Raw genomic sequence first — 17,759 nt, forward strand, 5'->3', positions numbered from 1 at the left:
ATCCAACAGCGTTGGCCCTATCTACAGCAAATTCAGTCGGTACCGCAACATTGTCTGTGCCAGAAGGGCAAATTTTTGCGGGTCAGGTACGCGAACACGCTCCTGCTGAATGCGTGAGGCGGGCAGGTTCTTAATTTTGCAGAACAGTTTCAGGTAGTAAGTATAGGCCAGGTGTACACCCATCTTAGCGCCGCGGGGTAAGCCCAGAATGCCCTGATACGCATCGTCGAAATCGCGCTGAATGTCTTCTTCAATTAGCTCTTTGGCGTCGCGGGTGAAGTCGCTGAAGTCGACGCCGGGGAAATAAGTACGGCCCCGTTCCTGGTAATCGCTTTTGATGTCGCGGAGGAAATTTACCTTTTGAAACGCCGACCCCAATTTGCGGGCGGGTTCTCGGAGGCGGTCATACTCACCGGTATTGCCCTCACAGAAAACCCGCAGGCACATCAAACCAACTACCTCGGCCGACCCGTAGATATAATCAGAGTAGCCTGCCTCATCGTAGTCAGATCGTTGCAGGTCCATTTCCATGCTTCGTAAAAACGCGTCGATGAGTTCCCGTTCGATGTTATACTGCCGCACCACCATCTGAAACGAATGCAACACCGGGTTCAGGCTAATACCTTCGTTGATAGCCAGGTACGTATCGGCCCGAAACCGGTTCAGCAACGCCTGTTTATCGAAGTCATGAAACGTATCGACGATCTCATCGGCGTAGCGCACGAATCCGTAGATAGCGTAAATGGGCAAGTGATATTTTTTGTCTAATGTCTTGATTCCCAGTGTAAACGATGTGCTGTAGCGTTCGGTAATAAGTTTGCTACATTCCAGCGCGGTCTGGTTGAATAGGGATAACATACGGCGTTGCGGTTGGGAAAGGGGTTAGGTACGTACGCAAAAGGCTACGCATCAGAGCGACTGGTGCTAGAGAGAAAACTCTTTCGCCACCTCGTCGGCAACGACCAGTCCAGAGATCAGCGAGGGCGGAACACCCGGTCCTGGAACAGTAAGCTGACCAGTATAGAACAGGTTACGCACTTTTTTGTTTTTAAGGGTCGGTTTCAGGATAGCGGTCTGCATCAGCGTATTAGCTAATCCGTATGCATTACCCCGAAAAGCATTGTAGTCAGCCTTAAAATCGCGGTGTGCATAGCTGCGCTTGTAGATCACGTGGTCCCGGATGTTCTCACCTACGTAGTTCTCCAGCCGTTGCATGATCAGTTGGTAGTATCGTTCGCGGGTAGCCTCGTCGTCGGTGAGGTCGGGGGCCACAGGTATAAGCAGAAATAGATTTTCCATACCCGCCGGGGCCACACTGGGGTCCGTTTTCGAGGGGGCCGACGCATAGAACAGCGGCTTACTGGGCCACTTCGGCGTTTCATAAATCTCCTGCGCGTGCAGCCCGAAATCTTCGTCGAAAAACAGGTTATGATGTTCCAGTTTCGGAATGCGCTTGTTCACACCCAGGTAGAACAGCAGCGACGACGGAGCCATCACACGTTTAGCCCAATAGTCGTCGGAATAATTACGCTCATCGGGAGCTACCAAACTGGTTTCCACGTGGTTATAGTCGGCACTGGCCACTACGACATCGGTCTCAAAAACGCCCCGGTTCGTATGAATGCGTTTGGCCGAATTGCTCACCGTCTCAATCCTGTCGACGGTATGGTCGAGCAGAATGTTTACCCCTTTTTCTTCGGCAAGCGACACCATGCCTTCAATGATCTTGTGCATCCCGCCCATGGGGTACCAGGTGCCACCCACCATTTCGGCGTAGTTCATCATGCTATACATAGCTGGCGTGTTCTGGGGCGTGGCACCCAGAAACAGAATCGGAAACTCGATCAGTTGCAGCAGCCGGGGGTGGGTAAAAAATTTGCGGGCATGGCTCGCAAACGACTGAAATACATCGAGGCGGGTAACGTCGTAGAGCAATTTAAGGCTCATAAACTCGGTAACAGACCGACTTGGTTTCCAGACAAAGTTGTTGATGCCTACATCATATTTATAAGATGCCTGCCGCAGAAATTCAGTCAGCCGTGCACCACTGCCGGGTTCGATACTGTCGAAGAGCGCCTTGAGATCGTCCAGGTTGGCGGGCATGTCAACAGCCTCAGTAGGGCTAAAGACCACTTTGTAGGATGGGTCGAGCCGAACCAGGTTATAATAGTCGGCGGGCGTTTTGCCGAAACGGGCAAAATACGTCTCAAACACATCGGGCATCCAATACCAGCTTGGGCCCATGTCGTAGGTGAACCCTTCGGCCCTAAACAGCCTCGCCCGGCCGCCGGGCATATTATTTTTTTCCAGGATGGTTACGTCATAGCCTTTGTGGGCCAGACTCGTGGCAACAGACAGTCCGGAAAAGCCAGACCCGATCACCGCAACGCGTTGGGGCATATTGTCAGTTAAAAAAGTTTACAGTTTACAGGTTTTAGTTGGCAGGCGCAAGCCTACTTGTGGGCCAGCCAACTAAAACCTGTAAACTGTAAACCGTAAACTCTTTATTGATACAACAAAAAAAGTTAGACGCAGGGCATCTAACTTTTCGGAACCTTCCTCTTTTTTAACCAAAAACTACTCAAAATATAGGGGTGGGGCCTTTTATTGCCCCAGTGATGAAGCGTAGCTACGACACTATGAAGCGAAGTGAGCGTACACGTGCAGTTTCGTTTTCAATTCTTTCCGCGCAATGTGGATCCGGTTTTTCACCGTCCCGATAGGGATCTCCAGTTTTGCGGCAATTTCATGGTACTTAAAGCCCCGGAAATGCATCATGAAAGGCGTCCGGTATGTGTCATCAAGGTTGTTTACTGCACGAGCAATGTCTTCCTGCGCAAATGATGAATAGGCCATGTTGTCAGTGCTGCTATCCGTCGAATTGATGTAGTGCAGGTTATCTGTGGTATCTATGAACGTATTCTTACGCACCATCCGCTGATAGTTTGTAATGAAGGTGTTTTTCATAATCGTGTATAACCATGCCTTGAGATTCGTTCCGTCGGTGTACTTATCACGGTTGGTGTAAGCTTTCAGGAGCGTATCCTGCAACAGGTCGTTGGCATCTTCATTGTCTTTCGTGAGACGAAGCGCGAAAGGACGCAGAGACTTTGAAACTTTGCCAATATGGTTGGTGAATTCGAGCGCTGTCATGATTACGAAAAGTTTTTTGTTGAATCAATCTTGCTTACCCTTAGACAATTACTTGACCAGACTTTTCTGACGCTGTTCAAGAGCAACCGAAATAAAGTCAACCAATTGACTAACAGCATTTTAAAATATCAATTTTGCCACTGTTTACCGTCTATACCAAGCTCCACTTCCGGTGTTTTGGGTAGATATTTCCCCATTCTGTGGAATTGAACCTGTGTATTTTGTTGAACAATTGTACGGCATAAGTTCAACAAAAAAAACTTTTTACGAAAATTTTTTAACAAACCAGTCCTGTAGGCTCGAAATCTCGTTATCTTCTTGTTGCAACTTTGTTGCGAGAACACATACCCACATCGGTTTACCACCTTAATGAGACTGTTTTCGTTCTTTTTCACCTGTTCAATAATGCCATTGTTGCTCCTAGTGGGTATCGCACACCCCAGCAGGGCACAATCTGGTAGCTGCCACTGCTTTATTAGGGGGGTAGTGCTGGACCGCGAGACCCGCCAGCCAATTGCGGGGGCTACGCTGCTGATAAAAGAGACTGGACAGGGTGTAGTCGCCGACGCCCACGGGGCCTACCGATTCGATCATCTTTGTGAAGGCACCTACACGCTCGTTGGCCATATTGTGGGTTATGCCGAGACGCGGCAACCCGTTGTCCTGCACCATCAAAGTGATGAAGCCGAACAGGACATCCTGCTAGGCGAGGAAGTGCAACACCTGCAAAACGTGAATGTGTCGGCTCAGAAAACCGATGCCCTGAGTAGCCAGGCCGTAATGGCAATCCAAGGACGAACACTCGATCAGGCGCGGGGCCAAACGCTGGGTGATCTGTTGAAAACACTCACAGGCGTAACGACCCTGCAAACAGGTTCGTCGGTGGTGAAGCCAGTCATTCACGGCATGCACAGCAACCGGGTGCTGATTCTAAACAACGGCATCCGGCAGGAAGGGCAGCAATGGGGGTCGGAACACGGCCCCGAAATCGACCCCTTTGTGGCCAGCCGGGTGTCGGTGATCAAGGGGGCAGCGGGGGTGCGTTACGGGTCCGATGCCATTGGCGGGGTCATCCTGGTTGAACCAGCCTTGTTACCCACAGCAGGGCCACTACACGGGCAGGTAAACCTGATGGGTTTCAGCAATGGGCGGCAGGGTGTAGGTTCAGCCCAGCTGGAAGGTATTTTTGGCTCTACCTTACCCGACGGCACGGCCCGGTTTGGGTGGCGATTGCAGGGTACATTGAAGGCGGGCGGTAATGGGCAAACGCCGACGTATTATATAGACAACACGGGCGTCCGCGAAGAAAACGGCTCGGCGGCACTGGCCTACCGGGGCAACGGCTGGCAAACAGAGGCTTTTTACAGCCGTTTCCAGAGTAGAATCGGCATTTTCTCAGGGTCGCACATTGGTAGCCTCACCGATCTGCAACAGGTATTGCAATCGGGTGAACCGCTGGTGAAAGTAGGATTCCGTTACGACATCGGACGGCCCTACCAGCAAATCCAGCACGACCTGTTGAAATGGCGTACGGCCTATAAAACGGCAACCGGCACCGACTGGAATCTAACCCTGGCCCGCCAAACCGACGACCGGATGGAGTATGACCTCCATCGTCCCCGCAATGACTCCCTCGCCGCGCTTGACCTGCCCGAACTGCGTTTTCAACTGACCACCTACACGGCAGACATGGTTCGAACGTCGCGGCAGCGGGGCAACTGGAGCCACACCGCAGGTATAAGCGGGCTGTTTCAGTATAATATCATGGCGGGCAGGCCCCTGATTCCAAACTTCCAGACGTATACGCTGGGGGGTTTCGTGATTGAAAAGTTGCGCCGTCAGCAGTGGGAATATGAGCTTGGGCTGCGCTACGACTGGCGGCGGATGCAGATATACAGGTATGTTGGCAAGGTGTACAACGATCCCGTTTTTCGGTTTGCCAATCCCTCCGGCACGTTTGGCATCACGCGCTATCACAGTGACCACTGGACTACCCGCCTGAACCTGGGTACGGCCTGGCGAGCACCCAACATCAGTGAGTTGTTCAGCGATGGTGTTCACCACGGCGCGGCGGCCTATGAGCAGGGCGATGTTACGTTGCGCCCGGAGACCAACTTCAGCACCAGCCTAAGCACAGAATGGCACAGCAACCGCCTGCAGGTAGACGTGGATCTGTACTACAACTATATCCAGCAATACATCTACCTCAAGCCCCAATCGGCACCCATTCTGACTGTTCGGGGAGCGTTCCCGTTTTTCAAATACACCCAAACCGACGCCATCTATACTGGGTTCGATGCCACACTCAACTGGCGGATGGGTACGCGCTGGCAGTGGACCACCAAGCCATCGTACCTCTACGTGCAGGATACCCGGCAGCAACAGCCGCTGGTCATGATTCCGCCCAACCGCTGGGAAAACACGGTCCGGTACGACCTGCTGCGTGGTGAGGTTACTCATGGTCACTGGCGCGACTCGTTTGTGAGCGTAGGTAATTTGCTTGTCGATCAGCAGCGGCGGGTACCGGCCAATAGCGATTTTGCCCCACCCCCACCGGCTTATTCGCTCTGGAATGTGGCGGTGGGCGGCCTATGGGCCATTTCTGACAAACAGGGCGTTGACATCAGTCTTGCGGCAACTAATCTTTTCGATGTCCAGTACCGCGACTACATGAACCGGTTTCGCTACTACACCAACGACCTGGGCCGCAATGTGTCGCTACGGATGAAGTGGACTTTCTAGACGGATTTCTTATTGGTTGTCGTCGCGCAATGCCCGTCGCCGGGTGCCGTAGATCGGGCTATCGAGGGTTCGGCTATAGCGTATGACGGGTTGTTGGGTAGTATAGGTATGGCCGTTCGTCTGGTAGGTTTGGGATACTATATCCTGGTACTCGACTACGTCAGCTATGCGAATGACCTGATAAAAACCGCTTCGGTAGCGGCGCCACACTTTGCCGTTTTTGTCGGAATAACCCCAAACCGTGTTTTTGGGTACGCGCAACACACTACCGTCCTGATTTTTGATGACAATGTTTCTCGATAGCCACCCCGCAGCTCTGATGCGCTTAATGGTAGTGTCGGGTGCAGTGACCGGGCTATACAGGGCCGAACTGTTATTGATAAGCCGGTTGGGCTGAACACGCAGAGGCTGGTATCTGGCGGTACAGGCCGACACCATGAAAAGAAGCAGGAGGTATCTCATAAACGTGTTAATTTGATGATTACCAGATAAAAGGTAAGAAAAATCAAGACTATGAGAAAACGATTACGCTGGTTTGTTCCTGTGTTATTAGTGGCTGCCGTTTACCTATATCCTGTGCCTAAAAAAGACGCAGTAGACCTTTATAAAAGCACCGACAAAGCCCCCATCAATGGCCTTGTTGCCTTCCGCAAATTACCTACGCGCACCATTCAGGCAGTGGGTCGCGACTGGCCGTATCTGGTGCTGGGCAGCGGGCCAAAAACGATTCTCTTTCTGCACGGCATGACGGGCAGCTACGATTTCTGGTGGCAGCAGATGATGGCTTTTGGGGGCGAATACCGGGTAGTAAGCGTCACCTATCCCGCCGTAGATAACCTGTCCGATTTGGGCAAAGGTATCGTGGCCATTCTGGACAAAGAGCAGATTAGCAAGACGACTGTAGTAGGCAGTTCGCTGGGCGGATACCTGACGCAATACATGGTGGCTACTTACCCGCAACGTATTGAAAAGGCCGTTTTGGGCAATACGTTTCCGCAAAACGATGTGTATGAAGAGCAGAATCAGGGTCGCGTTACGCTGGCGACGTGGTTGCCCGAATGGACGGTGATGGGGGCGCTGCGCCAGAATCTGGAGCAAAAGGTATTGCCCGCCTCGGAAAACAACCCGCTGGCGGCGGCACAACTGCTCGAAAACGGGTATGGCCGCATGTCGAAAGCGCAATTTCTGGCACGGTACTACTGCGTGATCGACAAGTTCAAACCAATAGATAACCAGCAACTAAGTGTTCCGTTGTTGATCTTAGAGTCGGACAATGACCCGCTGATTTTGCCCGAATTACGCACAAAGCTTAAAGCGCAATACCCTATGGCACGGGTGTATACATTTCACCAGAAGGGGCATTTCCCTTACCTGAACGACCCAGTTGCGTACAACACTGTACTCCGCGAATTTTTGGCTAACTAACCTCACGCACGACAATGAAACCACTTCTCGTCCTTCTCTTTCTTCTCACCACCGCCGTCTCTTTCGGGCAAACGCGGCAGATTATCCAGATTCGGAAAGATTCTATTAACCCGTTTCCGTTTAGCCCCGGCGTAGTCAGCAACGGGCTGTTGTTTGCATCGGGACAGGTGGGCACCAACCCCCAGACGGGCAAACTGGTAGCGGGCGGTATTGAGGCCGAAACCAAGCAGACAATTTACAATGTTGAAGCGATTTTGAAAGCCGGCGGTGCCAGCCTCGACGATGTAGTCAGCGTGACGGTCTACCTGAGCAACATGGATGACTTCGCGAAGATGAATGCTGTTTACCGGACGTTTTTCAAAGCTGGTAATTTCCCGGCGCGGACTACCGTGGGCGTGGCCAAACTGGTCTACGGAGCCGCCGTGGAGATGACTATGACCGCCGCCCTGCCGAAAAAATGACTGCCACGCTTCGCCTACTTTCTGCCGCCGATCTGCCCGCCTACCGCGCGCTGCTCCTGCCCGGCCTCCTGGCTGATGCCGACACGTTTCGCATTGCCCCGTCCGACGAAGAGAACGCCCCATTCCCTACCCGTGACGAACCCGACAGCTTCACGTTGGGAGCTTATGTAGGCAAACGCCTGGCTGGTATTGTCTCGTTTCAGCGCGAAGGCTCTGACCGGGTCAAGATCCGGCACAAGGGATTGCTGTTTCGCATGTACGTCTCGCCTGATTGTCGGGGACAGGGTATTGCCGCACAGCTAATTCAGGACCTGATAGACCGGGTACGCCACCTGGGCGACATTGAGCAAATCAACCTGACGGTGGTGCATACTAACCCAGCCAAGCGCCTCTACGAACGGTTTGGCTTTCAGTCCTTTTCGCTCGAAAAGCGGGGAATTAAATGGCAAGGGCAGTACCTCGACGAAGAGTCGATGGTCTTGTTTCTGTGATCTATTGAGCTACTGTACCCTCTACATCGAACGGATGGGCGTCGGAAACAGACAGGTGCTGAAAACCCCGCAGCCGGTAGTGCCGAACACCCCACTGCGTTGCTTTAGTGGGACCACTTTCCAGCAGAATATGCCGCTCTGACTCGTAGAGGAAGTTTTTGGTGACTAGTACGGCTTCAATCTGCCGGGGCTTGCGGGTGGCTGAATCGAGTTGCACGGTCAGAGAACGCACGGTCAGATTCTTTTCCGAGGGCTTCAGCGTGTAGCGGTAGGTGAGTGAATCAGGGCGGGCAATGGTGTAGCTCTGGCGCAGGGCAGGCTTATTAATATCGGCCTGGGTAAACAGTTCCAGTTCACGTTTCCAGTTGATGGTACGGGTAGTGAACTGCTGGTTTTTCTCATTAATCTCTGCCCGCTTGCTCACCATCGGTTTGGTTTTCGAGAGCACATCAATTTGGCCCTTCACATAGCCCAGCACATCGTAATAAACGGGGGGGGTATTTTGTTGGCTTGCCTTTTCGCAGGCCGAAAAACTGAGCAGGGCCAGCAATCCAAAAACGTATTTCATAAACCGAAAAACAGTAACGGGGCGGTAGTCGTTCAGCGTTAACGCACAGCAAAGCCTGTGTAGGGTCGTATATCCTCCGGCTGGAAGGCCAGCACAATGTCTTCTTTGAAAACACCCGCCTCAACCAGTTCATCAGCGATGGGACTGTCGGTACTGTCGTGTTGGATCCAAATCTTATCGCCGATGATGTCGAGGTGTAAACTGGCACCGTGAATACGATGCTTATTTAACCATCCTACCCTAACCACCTGAAAATGGTTTTCTGCTTTATCGATGATCAGCTCACTGTCTATTTGGCCGCATTTTGGCTTGAATCCGGCATACTCAGTCATCAAAGACCGAATGAGTTGGCGGTAGTGCGTTAGCTTATCCATCGTATAATTAAGCGTTGTTGTTTATTATAACTTGAAAAGCTGCGCACACTAGGCCCTTCGACAAGCTCAGGGTGACAAGAAAATGGATTCAAGTTCTTGAATTGATTCAATTTCCCTGTCACCCTGAGCTTGTCGAAGGGCCTAGTGTGCGCAGCTTACACCAACAGGCTTTCGCCGGTCATTTCGGGGGGTTGGGGAATGCCCAACAGGGCCAGAATGGTGGGGGCAATGTCGCCGAGTTTACCGTTTTTCAATGCGGGTTGATAGTCGTCATCGACCAGAATGCAGGGCACCAGACTGGTGGTATGGGCCGTGTTGGGGCTTCCGTCGTCATTGACCATGTAATCGGCGTTGCCATGGTCGGCAATAATAATGGAGGTGTAGCCATGTTCCAGGCCGGTCGTCACCACATCGCGGGTGGTGGCGTCGACGGTTTCGGCGGCTTTCACCACGGCGGCAAACACGCCTGTGTGGCCTACCATGTCAGTATTGGCGAAGTTGAGGCACACAAAGTCGACTTCTTCTTTCTTCAGTTCGGCCACAATGGCATCGCGAATGCCTTCTGCCGACATCTCCGGTTTCTGGTCGTAGGTCTTTACGGGCACGGTAACAGTTTCGCCCTGCTCGTTCACCAGCGTCATTTCCTTTGGCGAGGGCACCAATAACCGGGTTTCGCCCGCGAATGGGGCCTCACGTCCACCCGAAAAAAAGAACGTAACGTGGGGATATTTTTCGGTTTCGGCAATGCGTATCTGCTTCCGTCCCGCTTCAGCAACCACTTCGCCGAGGGTCTTCTCGAGGTTATCTTTTTCATAAATGACCTTCACACCCACAAAATCGGAGTCGTAGTTGGTCATGGTGATGTAGTCCAGGTCGAGCTTATGCATCTGCTGTTCCGGGAAGTCCTTCTGCGTTAGGGACATTGTAATCTCGCGGCCCCGGTCGGTGCGGAAGTTGAAGCAGATCACCACGTCGCCATTTTCAATTTTGGCAATAGGTTGATGGTCAGAAGTTTCCATCACGATTGGTGAGATAAACTCGTCAGTAGTACCCGCTTCGTACCCATGGCGGATGGCCTGAAACACGCCGTCGCCCTGCGCGCGGTCACCCACGGCGTTGACCATGGCGTCGTAAGCCACTTTTACGCGTTCCCAGCGGTTGTCGCGGTCCATGGCATAGAACCGACCCACCACGGTAGCGAGTTGACCGGTGGTCTTCGCCATGTGTTCCGAGAGGTCGGTCAGATAAGCCAGGCCACTTTTGGGGTCGGTGTCGCGCCCGTCGGTGAACGCATGGACGAACACATGGCGAAGCCCCTGCTCGTGGGCAATGCTGAGCAGGCCTTTGAGGTGGTCGATGTGCGCGTGAACACCCCCGTCGGACACCAGCCCGATGAGGTGGACTTTCTTGTTGCCGGCTTTGGCGCGGGCCAGGGCATCAGCCAGAACAGGCTCGTGTTGCAGGGTATGCTGCTCAACGGCGAGGTTGATTTTCACCAGATCCTGGTATACAATTCGCCCCGCGCCGAGGTTCATGTGGCCCACTTCCGAATTGCCCATCTGTCCATCGGGCAAACCCACGGGCAGACCCGACGCAGCCAGCGTACTGTGTGTATAGCGATTCCAGGCGTCGGTAACGAACGGAGTTTTTGCCGCCGCCAGCGCCGAGCGGTCATTTTGGGTGGTTATGCCCCACCCGTCCATAATGACGAGGATAACTTTTTTTTGCATAGGAGTAGAATGAGTGATTGAGCGAATGAGCGATTGAGTGACTGTCTGGACTGGAACGCATAGTCACTCAATTGCTCATTCGCCCATTAGATACGCTCATTAGAAATAATATACTTGAGCAGCTCCCCGCAGCAGCGGTGAACGATTTGGTACACTTCTTCAAAAACGTCGGGACCTTCGTAATAAGGGTCGGGCACGTTGGGTTCGTCGCTGATGGCGGGGTCGAATTCGCGGAGAAGGAAGATGGAGTCATCGTGCGTCAGGCCAACCGAGCGTTGGCTGAGTTTCATTACTGCCTCGAAATTGCTTTCGTCCATGGCGATGATGTAATTAAACTGAGCCAGGTCTTCGCCGGTCATGCGGCGGGCGCGGTGCGTGAGCGTAAGGCCGTGCGTGAGCGCATTCTGCCGGGTGCGCAGGTCGGGTAATTGCCCGATATGGTATGAGGCCGTTCCTGCCGAATCGCATTGAATTTTGTCAGCCAACCCCGCTTCGATCACCAGTTGCCGAAACACCCCCTCCGCCACCGGCGACCGGCAAATATTTCCGAGACATACGAAAAGCAGGGAGATCATAAAAGGGGCAAGGGGGTTCAACGTCTAAGGTTCAAGGTTGCTTCGCCCATGTCTGACAGAGCGTTGCTCCGTTTTTACGCTGGAACGAACGGAGCAACGCTCCATCAGATACGGGCGAAGCAACCTTGAACCTTAGACGTTGAACATTGAACCCCTTCTATTTTTCTAACGGTTCATCATTTTCGTCTACCAGTACGAAAACATCTTCGTTGCGTTTTTTCATCAGGTACTTTTCGCGGGCGTATTTAATGCGGAGGCGTTGGCTGCCCAGCACCTCTTTTTGTTCCGCTTTGGTTAGCTCGATCTGTTCCTGATAAAAAGCTTTCTCCTGCTCCAGTTCGCGCAGTTTCCACCAGTTGCGCGCTTGTGAGCGCAGATCGTTGGCATCGAAAAACAGCATCCACAACACGAAGCCAAGGCCCGTGAAGATGTAAAACTTGCGGCGGTGGTTGAGGAGGTTCATGGGAGTGAATGAGTGAATGAGTGATTGAGTGAATAGGCTGACCGGTCCGCCGGTGCGGCATGGGTTTGCTCTGGCGTAAGCAATATTCGCTCATTCACTCAATCGCTCATTCACTCATTAGAATTTAAGTCCCGGAAAATAGGCCATTTCGCCTAGTTCTTCTTCGATGCGCAGGAGTTGATTGTATTTGGCCATGCGGTCGGACCGGGAGGCGGAACCGGTCTTGATTTGGCCGGTGTTGAGGGCTACGGCAAGGTCAGCGATGGTAGCATCTTCAGTTTCGCCTGAGCGGTGCGACATGATGTTTTTGTAGCTGTTGCGCTTCGCCAGGTTCACCGTGTCGATGGTCTCCGTGAGCGAACCGATCTGGTTTACTTTCACCAGAATAGCGTTGGCAATACCCTTGTCTATACCTTCCTGCAGGCGCGTTACGTTGGTCACAAACAGGTCATCACCAACGAGTTGAATCTTCTTGCCCACCAGTTCGGTCTGTTGCTTCCAGCCGTCCCAATCGTCTTCCGACATGCCGTCTTCAATCGACATAATGGGGTATTTCGACACCCAGTCGGCCCAGTACTGTGCCATTTGGGGCGAGGTCAGCTTGTCGCCGGTCGATTTTTTGAAATGGTATTCTTTCGTTTCGGGGTTGTAGAACTCCGACGCAGCGGCATCCATCGCAATCCAAACGTCTTCGCCGGGGCGGTAGCCAGCCTTTTCGATGGCCTCAATCACGATCTGAATCGCCTCTTCATTCGACTTGATGTTGGGCGCAAAACCACCCTCGTCGCCCACGTTGGTGCTCATGCCTTTGCTTTTCAGCACACCCTTCAGTTTGTGGAAGATCTCGGTACCCATCCGCAACGCTTCAGAGAAGCTGGGTGCGTTGGCTGGCATGACCATAAACTCTTGAAAATCAATTGAATTGTCGGCATGTGACCCCCCGTTCAGGATGTTCATCATCGGCACGGGCAGGGTATTGGCGTTCACCCCACCGATGTAGCGGTACAGCGGCATCCCGCAATCGATGGCGGCGGCTTTAGCTACGGCCAGCGACACACCCAAAATGGCGTTGGCACCCAGGCGACCTTTGTTGGGCGTACCGTCGAGTTCGAGCATAATCTTGTCGATCATGCCCTGATCGGTCACATCAATGCCCACCAGTTCGGGATAGATCAGCTCGTTCACATTTTCAACAGCCTTCAACACGCCCTTGCCAACGTACACTTTGGCATCATCGTCGCGGAGTTCAACGGCTTCGTGCGTACCAGTCGAGGCGCCTGACGGCACAGCGGCGCGGCCCAGGGCACCGGTTTCGGTACGAACGTCGACCTCAACGGTCGGATTGCCGCGCGAGTCAAGAATCTGGCGGGCATGGATGCTTTGAATAGTACTCATTGTGCTTTACGAACAAAAATTTGGATTAAAGTCAAGACAACAACCGAAACAGGTGCTAATGCCCTTTTTCACAGCACAAATAAACGGAAAAAGGAAGTAGCAGTGGGCAGTAGCAGTAGGCAGTGTTGCCCGACAACCTGTCTCTGCGCCAGATTCGCGCTGATGGGTCGTTGCCTTTTTAGCCCTCTACCTAATTCGTTTATCGTCGGCTTTTCGCTATTTTACTGCACCATGACACACCAGCATAACATCAACAACGGCATCATCCGGGCCGACGGGAACGTCTACATCGGTGATACCATCTACTACACTATTCAGCAACGATTTCAGGATAGCCACAGCGTGCTGTTTCTGCGATTCGAGGCGACCGACGCAGGCCACTACATGGCCCGACTGTCGGCTAAAAATGCCCAAAGCGGCATCGTAGACCACTACGAACAGGCCGTTGCCGTCACGATTCCGCCCGCGCTGTTTGAAGAGGTCGAGGCGTTTCAGGCCATGCGACGGACTATGGGCGGTCAGATACGGATTGGCACAGCCCCATCTGCCGCACCCATACAGGCCGAAGCCGCGCTGACCAACCTATTGCATCAGACTTTCTTCGGGGGCAATGTCGGCGCGGCTATCGGGCAGTTTATGACCCTGCTGCAACAGGGCAAACTGGCCGAACTGCTGCTAGTGATCTCGACCGACGATGACGCCCTGCTGCAACTGCCCTGGGAGATGGTGCTGGCCTGCCTGAGTACTGGGGCCGACGCGCTGCCGCCCAATACCTTCGGGCTGATTCGGAGCCACCTCGCCACCCTCGATGCCTTCGCCCCGCAGGGCCAAACCAACCGCAACGCCCCGCTGAAAGTGCTGTTTGTATTGGCCCTACCAGAGAATATGCCCGAACACGCCAAGCAGTTGCAGCTTGAAAATGAACTACGGCAACTCATTGAGGTAGCACAGAACCCGATCAACCAGCCGCCGCTGGTGATCGAGATTCTCGACTGCGCCAGCCTGACCGATATCACCGACGCCATCACCAAACGCAGCCACGACATCGTGCATATCAGCGGACATGGCGCATACCAAGCCGATGAACAGGAGGGTGTCCTGCTGCTGGAAGACGAAGACGGCAACCAACTGACCGTGACGGGTAGCCAACTTGGGGCCGTGTTTAGCCCGCTTAAATCAGTTAAACTATTGGTAATCAATGCTTGCGAAACGGCGGCGGGCGAAGCCAAGGGTAATGTGGCCCGACAATTGGCCGAGGTGGGCCTGCCCGCCGTATTGGCGATGCGCTTTTCTGTTTCTGACGACGCTGCCCGCCAGTTTGCCCGGCAGTTCTACAGCAGCCTAGCGGCGGGCGATTCGCTCACCAAAGCGGTGTACGATGCTCGGCAGTATCTCTGGCAGGGTACAGCGAGGCAACGGCAGGTCAACCCGCAGGCAGCCATTGCGGCAGAGTGGTTTACACCCGTGCTGTTTCAGAATCAGGGTATTGGCTCGCTCATTAACCGGCAACAGTCCTATGACAGTAAGACACACGAGGCGTTTTACCCCCCGCTGACGTTCAGGCGCAGTCAACATACCCGGCTGATTGGGGAGGATTTCATTGGCCGCAAACGCATCCTGATCCAGTTGCGGCAGGGCTTCAACCAACACAAAGCCATGTGCCTGCACGGCATGGGCGGGCTGGGCAAAACCACCACCGCCGAAGCCTTCGCCAACCATTACCGTACCCACCACGGCAACCCGCCCGTGCTGCTGTTTCGGAAGGGCAACCACGCTATTGAGGAAATGAGTATCCTGAACCGACTGGTAGCTGTCTGGAAAAAACGTGCCAACCCCGATGCCGACGTGATGGAGGAAATGGAGGCTGTTCTGAAGAACCCCGACGTACCCACCCTGGAGAAGCTACAGGCCGTGATTGACACCTGCCTCCGTGCGTGCCCGATGCTGTTGCTCTTCGACAATGCCGAGGACGTACACGACGAGCAGGGTCGTTTTTATTCCGCCGACCTGTGCGACTTTCTGCGACACCTGCTCTGCCACCTACCCAAGCCGAGCCAAATTCTGTTTACGACCCGCTATGCGATAGCCGACCTGCACGACGACCTGACGCACCTGCCGCTGGGCCAGATGACCTTTGCCGAGCAGTACCGCTACATTCAGGCATCGGAGCGGTTGAGCCGCCTACCCAACGCGCAACAAAACTTGCTCTACGCCCGCTTCGACGGCCTGCCTCGCGCCTTCGAGTTTCTGGAAGGTATTCTAACCAACAGCGTAGCGTTTGACCTTGACCAACTAGCTGAAGTTGAAAGCCGCCTGATGGAAAACCTGCTGCTTGGCACCCTCTACAACAGCCTGACCGATACCGAACGGGCGGTCTTTGCCCATGCCTCGGTGCTGACGGGCCGCGTCCCCGTGGCCGCCCTTGTCCACGTGCTGGAACAGCCCGAAGCAACCCTCACGCCCATTCTGCGTGTATTGCAGCAGAAAGCACTTTGTTTTGGCCACGATGATGCGGTTGAGATACACACCCTCACGCGGGCCTGGCTGCGGCAGCAGGGCCACCTCACGCCCGAAGATACCAAGCCCCTCGCCTACCGGGCCGGGCAGTATTATCACGCCCAGCCTATATGGGATGATCAACTGCTTGCCAAAGATTATTATGAGCAAGCCGAAGCTTGGGATGACTATGCCAACTCCACATTGATTATATCAGATAATTTTAGGAAGATAGGATTTAATAGTAAGGCAAAAGATCTGTGCGAAGATCTTTTACGAAGAAATATATCACCACACACAAATGCTAATTCTATTGGCCTGATGGGATCAATAAGCTTGTCTACAGGTAGATATGATGAAGCCTTAGAATTTTTTATGAAAAGCCTCTCGATATGTATCTCAATCAAGGATATTAGAGGAGAAGCCGAGAATTATAATAATATTGGTGGAGTTTATAATGAAACACAAAGACCATCTGAGGCATTATTTTATTTTAAGAAAGCCTTAAAAATTAGAAGAAAGATCAACGATTTGCGTGGATTAGGAAGCAGTCTAAATAATATTAGCCTTATATATTTTAGACAAGAGAGATATGATGCTGCAATATCATGTGTAAAAGAAAGTTTAATTTTAAAAAAGAAGGTGAGAGATATTTCAGGAAAAAGTGTAGCGTATGGTAATATGGCAATGTTATACCTTAAACAGAATAAATATGGTAAGGCAATATACTATTGTAACAAGGGACTAAATATTCGCCTCGCACTAGATGAGAAGAATGGAATAGTTAGTATTCTGGGGATGTTAGGCGTAATAAATGAACGATTAAAGCAGTTTGATGTGGCCCGCTCTTATTATGAAGATAGTTATGAAATAGCAGTTAGCATCCATAACGTACCTGGAAAAGTGCACGCTTTAAGGGCTTTGGGCAACTTATTTTACTTGCAAAAAAACTATGATCTGGCTTTGTCTCACTATCTTGAAAGTATGCAATTACAGAAATTAACAAGTAACCAAAAAATATATGACCTTCCATCGTTTTTAAAGACATTAACCAATATTGGATTCATCTACCATAAACATTTTTCTAATTATATGGAAGCGATACGATATAAAAGACAAGCTGTATTATTAGCGTCAAATATAGAAGATGCTGCCATTTACATTGGAGAAATATTTGAAGAAATTGGCCAAAGTAGATTCGATGAAATTTGGACTTTAATTGAAAACGAAGAAAATGCCGCCCGAAACACTAATTCCACTAGCCACTAAGTACGTCACTGACCTTATTCTGGAAAATGAGGAGGTGAAGAAATTCCCCCAAGATTTCGTTACGGCAGGAATGCTATGGGTACGGTCGTGGTTTTTGAAGCCTGATGACCCTGTTACCAAAACCATTGTGGAGTCAGAAACGCAACCAGTAGCAGTGAAAGAGGCTGTGCTAGCCGCCAAGCTGAGTGAACTGATAAAAAATCCGCAGTTTGTGGAAGAGTTGAAAGTTCAGCTAGCCGCCTACGCACAGCACAGCCCCACCGCCAAAAACATTATCGACGGGGCCGATATTGACATTACAGGGTCGGTACACATCGGTGATAAAACAGACCCTGGTTCACCTAACTACGATCAGAAGAATATTGTCAAGGGAGGCACAGTCATCAAAGCCAGAGGTGATTTCCGACTAGGCGACGGATGAGGTTGCGCTAGTACTGAAGGCGGAGCAACCCTGGACATTTGAGGTTGTAAACTGGCGTAGCTTCGCGCGCTCTGCCCTTCGGCAAGCTCAGGGTGACAACGACCTTGAATCATCTCAAGAACCTAAATCCATGTCCCTGTCACCCTGAGCCTGTCGAAGGGCCTAGAGCGCGAAGCTACGCCACTAACAATCTCCT

Annotated in this window: 16 protein-coding genes; 6 read left to right on the plus strand and 10 right to left on the minus strand. The window is 52.3% G+C overall.

The genetic code is table 11. The features are described 5' to 3' along the window. Positions 1 to 21: 21 nt before the first annotated feature. From J2I47_RS14010 to J2I47_RS14020, 3 genes are all read right to left on the minus strand, one after another. Positions 22 to 858: a phytoene/squalene synthase family protein gene (locus J2I47_RS14010; RefSeq protein ID WP_207365208.1), complete on the minus strand. Its 837-nt coding sequence runs from the start codon at positions 856 to 858 to the stop codon at positions 22 to 24. A 66-nt stretch (positions 859 to 924) separates the two neighbouring features. Next, entirely contained in the window at positions 925 to 2,400 is a 1,476-nt protein-coding gene (gene crtID / locus J2I47_RS14015; RefSeq protein WP_207365209.1) for a bifunctional phytoene desaturase/3,4-desaturase, read from the minus strand. A gap of 237 nt (positions 2,401 to 2,637) precedes the next feature. Next, positions 2,638 to 3,153: an RNA polymerase sigma factor gene (locus tag J2I47_RS14020; RefSeq protein WP_207365210.1), complete on the minus strand. Its 516-nt coding sequence runs from the start codon at positions 3,151 to 3,153 to the stop codon at positions 2,638 to 2,640. A 405-nt stretch (positions 3,154 to 3,558) separates the two neighbouring features. On the opposite strand from J2I47_RS14020, the gene J2I47_RS14025 reads away from it, so the two are divergent. Next, positions 3,559 to 5,895 (plus strand): TonB-dependent receptor, encoded by a 2,337-nt coding sequence (locus tag J2I47_RS14025; protein ID WP_207365211.1) that lies wholly within the window; start codon positions 3,559 to 3,561, stop codon positions 5,893 to 5,895. A 9-nt stretch (positions 5,896 to 5,904) separates the two neighbouring features. On the opposite strand, the gene J2I47_RS14030 is transcribed toward J2I47_RS14025, so the two are convergent. Beyond that, positions 5,905 to 6,357, minus strand: coding sequence for a hypothetical protein (locus tag J2I47_RS14030; RefSeq protein ID WP_207365212.1), 453 nt, complete (start codon positions 6,355 to 6,357; stop codon positions 5,905 to 5,907). A gap of 51 nt (positions 6,358 to 6,408) precedes the next feature. Between J2I47_RS14030 and J2I47_RS14035 the strand changes: the two genes are divergently transcribed. Genes J2I47_RS14035 through J2I47_RS14045 form a run of 3 tightly spaced genes read left to right on the plus strand, consistent with a single transcriptional unit; the run spans position 6,409 to position 8,272 of the window. Then, the gene (locus tag J2I47_RS14035; RefSeq protein WP_207365213.1) at positions 6,409 to 7,320 is read left to right on the plus strand and encodes an alpha/beta fold hydrolase; all 912 of its coding nucleotides are present in this window, start codon (positions 6,409 to 6,411) and stop codon (positions 7,318 to 7,320) included. Positions 7,321 to 7,334: 14 nt separating this feature from the next. After that, complete coding sequence (locus tag J2I47_RS14040; protein ID WP_207365214.1) at positions 7,335 to 7,781, plus strand: RidA family protein; 447 nt, start codon at positions 7,335 to 7,337, stop codon at positions 7,779 to 7,781. Further along, entirely contained in the window at positions 7,778 to 8,272 is a 495-nt protein-coding gene (locus J2I47_RS14045) for a GNAT family N-acetyltransferase (protein WP_207365215.1), read from the plus strand. Before J2I47_RS14040 ends, J2I47_RS14045 begins: the two co-directional genes overlap by 4 nt. 1 nt (position 8,273) lies before the next feature. Here the strand turns inward: J2I47_RS14045 and J2I47_RS14050 are convergent, their stop codons facing one another. From J2I47_RS14050 to eno, 6 genes are all read right to left on the minus strand, one after another. Further along, on the minus strand, positions 8,274 to 8,840 hold the full coding sequence (locus J2I47_RS14050) for a hypothetical protein (protein ID WP_207365216.1): 567 nt from the start codon (positions 8,838 to 8,840) through the stop codon (positions 8,274 to 8,276). A 38-nt stretch (positions 8,841 to 8,878) separates the two neighbouring features. After that, complete coding sequence (locus J2I47_RS14055; protein WP_207365217.1) at positions 8,879 to 9,214, minus strand: XisI protein; 336 nt, start codon at positions 9,212 to 9,214, stop codon at positions 8,879 to 8,881. 155 nt (positions 9,215 to 9,369) lie between these two features. Then, positions 9,370 to 10,944 carry a 2,3-bisphosphoglycerate-independent phosphoglycerate mutase gene (gene gpmI, locus J2I47_RS14060; RefSeq protein ID WP_207365218.1) on the minus strand — a complete coding sequence of 525 codons (1,575 nt, stop codon included), beginning with the start codon at positions 10,942 to 10,944 and terminating at the stop codon, positions 9,370 to 9,372. Positions 10,945 to 11,030: 86 nt separating this feature from the next. After that, on the minus strand, positions 11,031 to 11,519 hold the full coding sequence (locus J2I47_RS14065) for a low molecular weight protein-tyrosine-phosphatase (protein ID WP_207365219.1): 489 nt from the start codon (positions 11,517 to 11,519) through the stop codon (positions 11,031 to 11,033). Between the two features lie 157 nt (positions 11,520 to 11,676). After that, a complete protein-coding gene (locus J2I47_RS14070; RefSeq protein WP_207365220.1) occupies positions 11,677 to 11,982 on the minus strand; it encodes a septum formation initiator family protein in 306 nt (101 codons plus the stop codon). A gap of 117 nt (positions 11,983 to 12,099) precedes the next feature. After that, complete coding sequence (eno, locus tag J2I47_RS14075; RefSeq protein WP_207365221.1) at positions 12,100 to 13,377, minus strand: phosphopyruvate hydratase; 1,278 nt, start codon at positions 13,375 to 13,377, stop codon at positions 12,100 to 12,102. A 231-nt stretch (positions 13,378 to 13,608) separates the two neighbouring features. On the opposite strand from eno, the gene J2I47_RS14080 reads away from it, so the two are divergent. Both J2I47_RS14080 and J2I47_RS14085 read left to right on the plus strand, forming a co-directional pair. Next, on the plus strand, positions 13,609 to 17,142 hold the full coding sequence (locus tag J2I47_RS14080; protein ID WP_207365222.1) for a tetratricopeptide repeat protein: 3,534 nt from the start codon (positions 13,609 to 13,611) through the stop codon (positions 17,140 to 17,142). Beyond that, positions 17,108 to 17,563, plus strand: a complete 456-nt coding sequence (locus tag J2I47_RS14085; RefSeq protein ID WP_207365223.1) for a hypothetical protein — start codon at positions 17,108 to 17,110, stop codon at positions 17,561 to 17,563. The genes J2I47_RS14080 and J2I47_RS14085 overlap by 35 nt, the downstream gene beginning before the upstream one ends. Positions 17,564 to 17,759 lie beyond the last annotated feature (196 nt).

The organism is Fibrella rubiginis, from assembly GCF_017353185.1.
GTDB classification, from domain to species: domain Bacteria; phylum Bacteroidota; class Bacteroidia; order Cytophagales; family Spirosomataceae; genus Fibrella; species Fibrella rubiginis.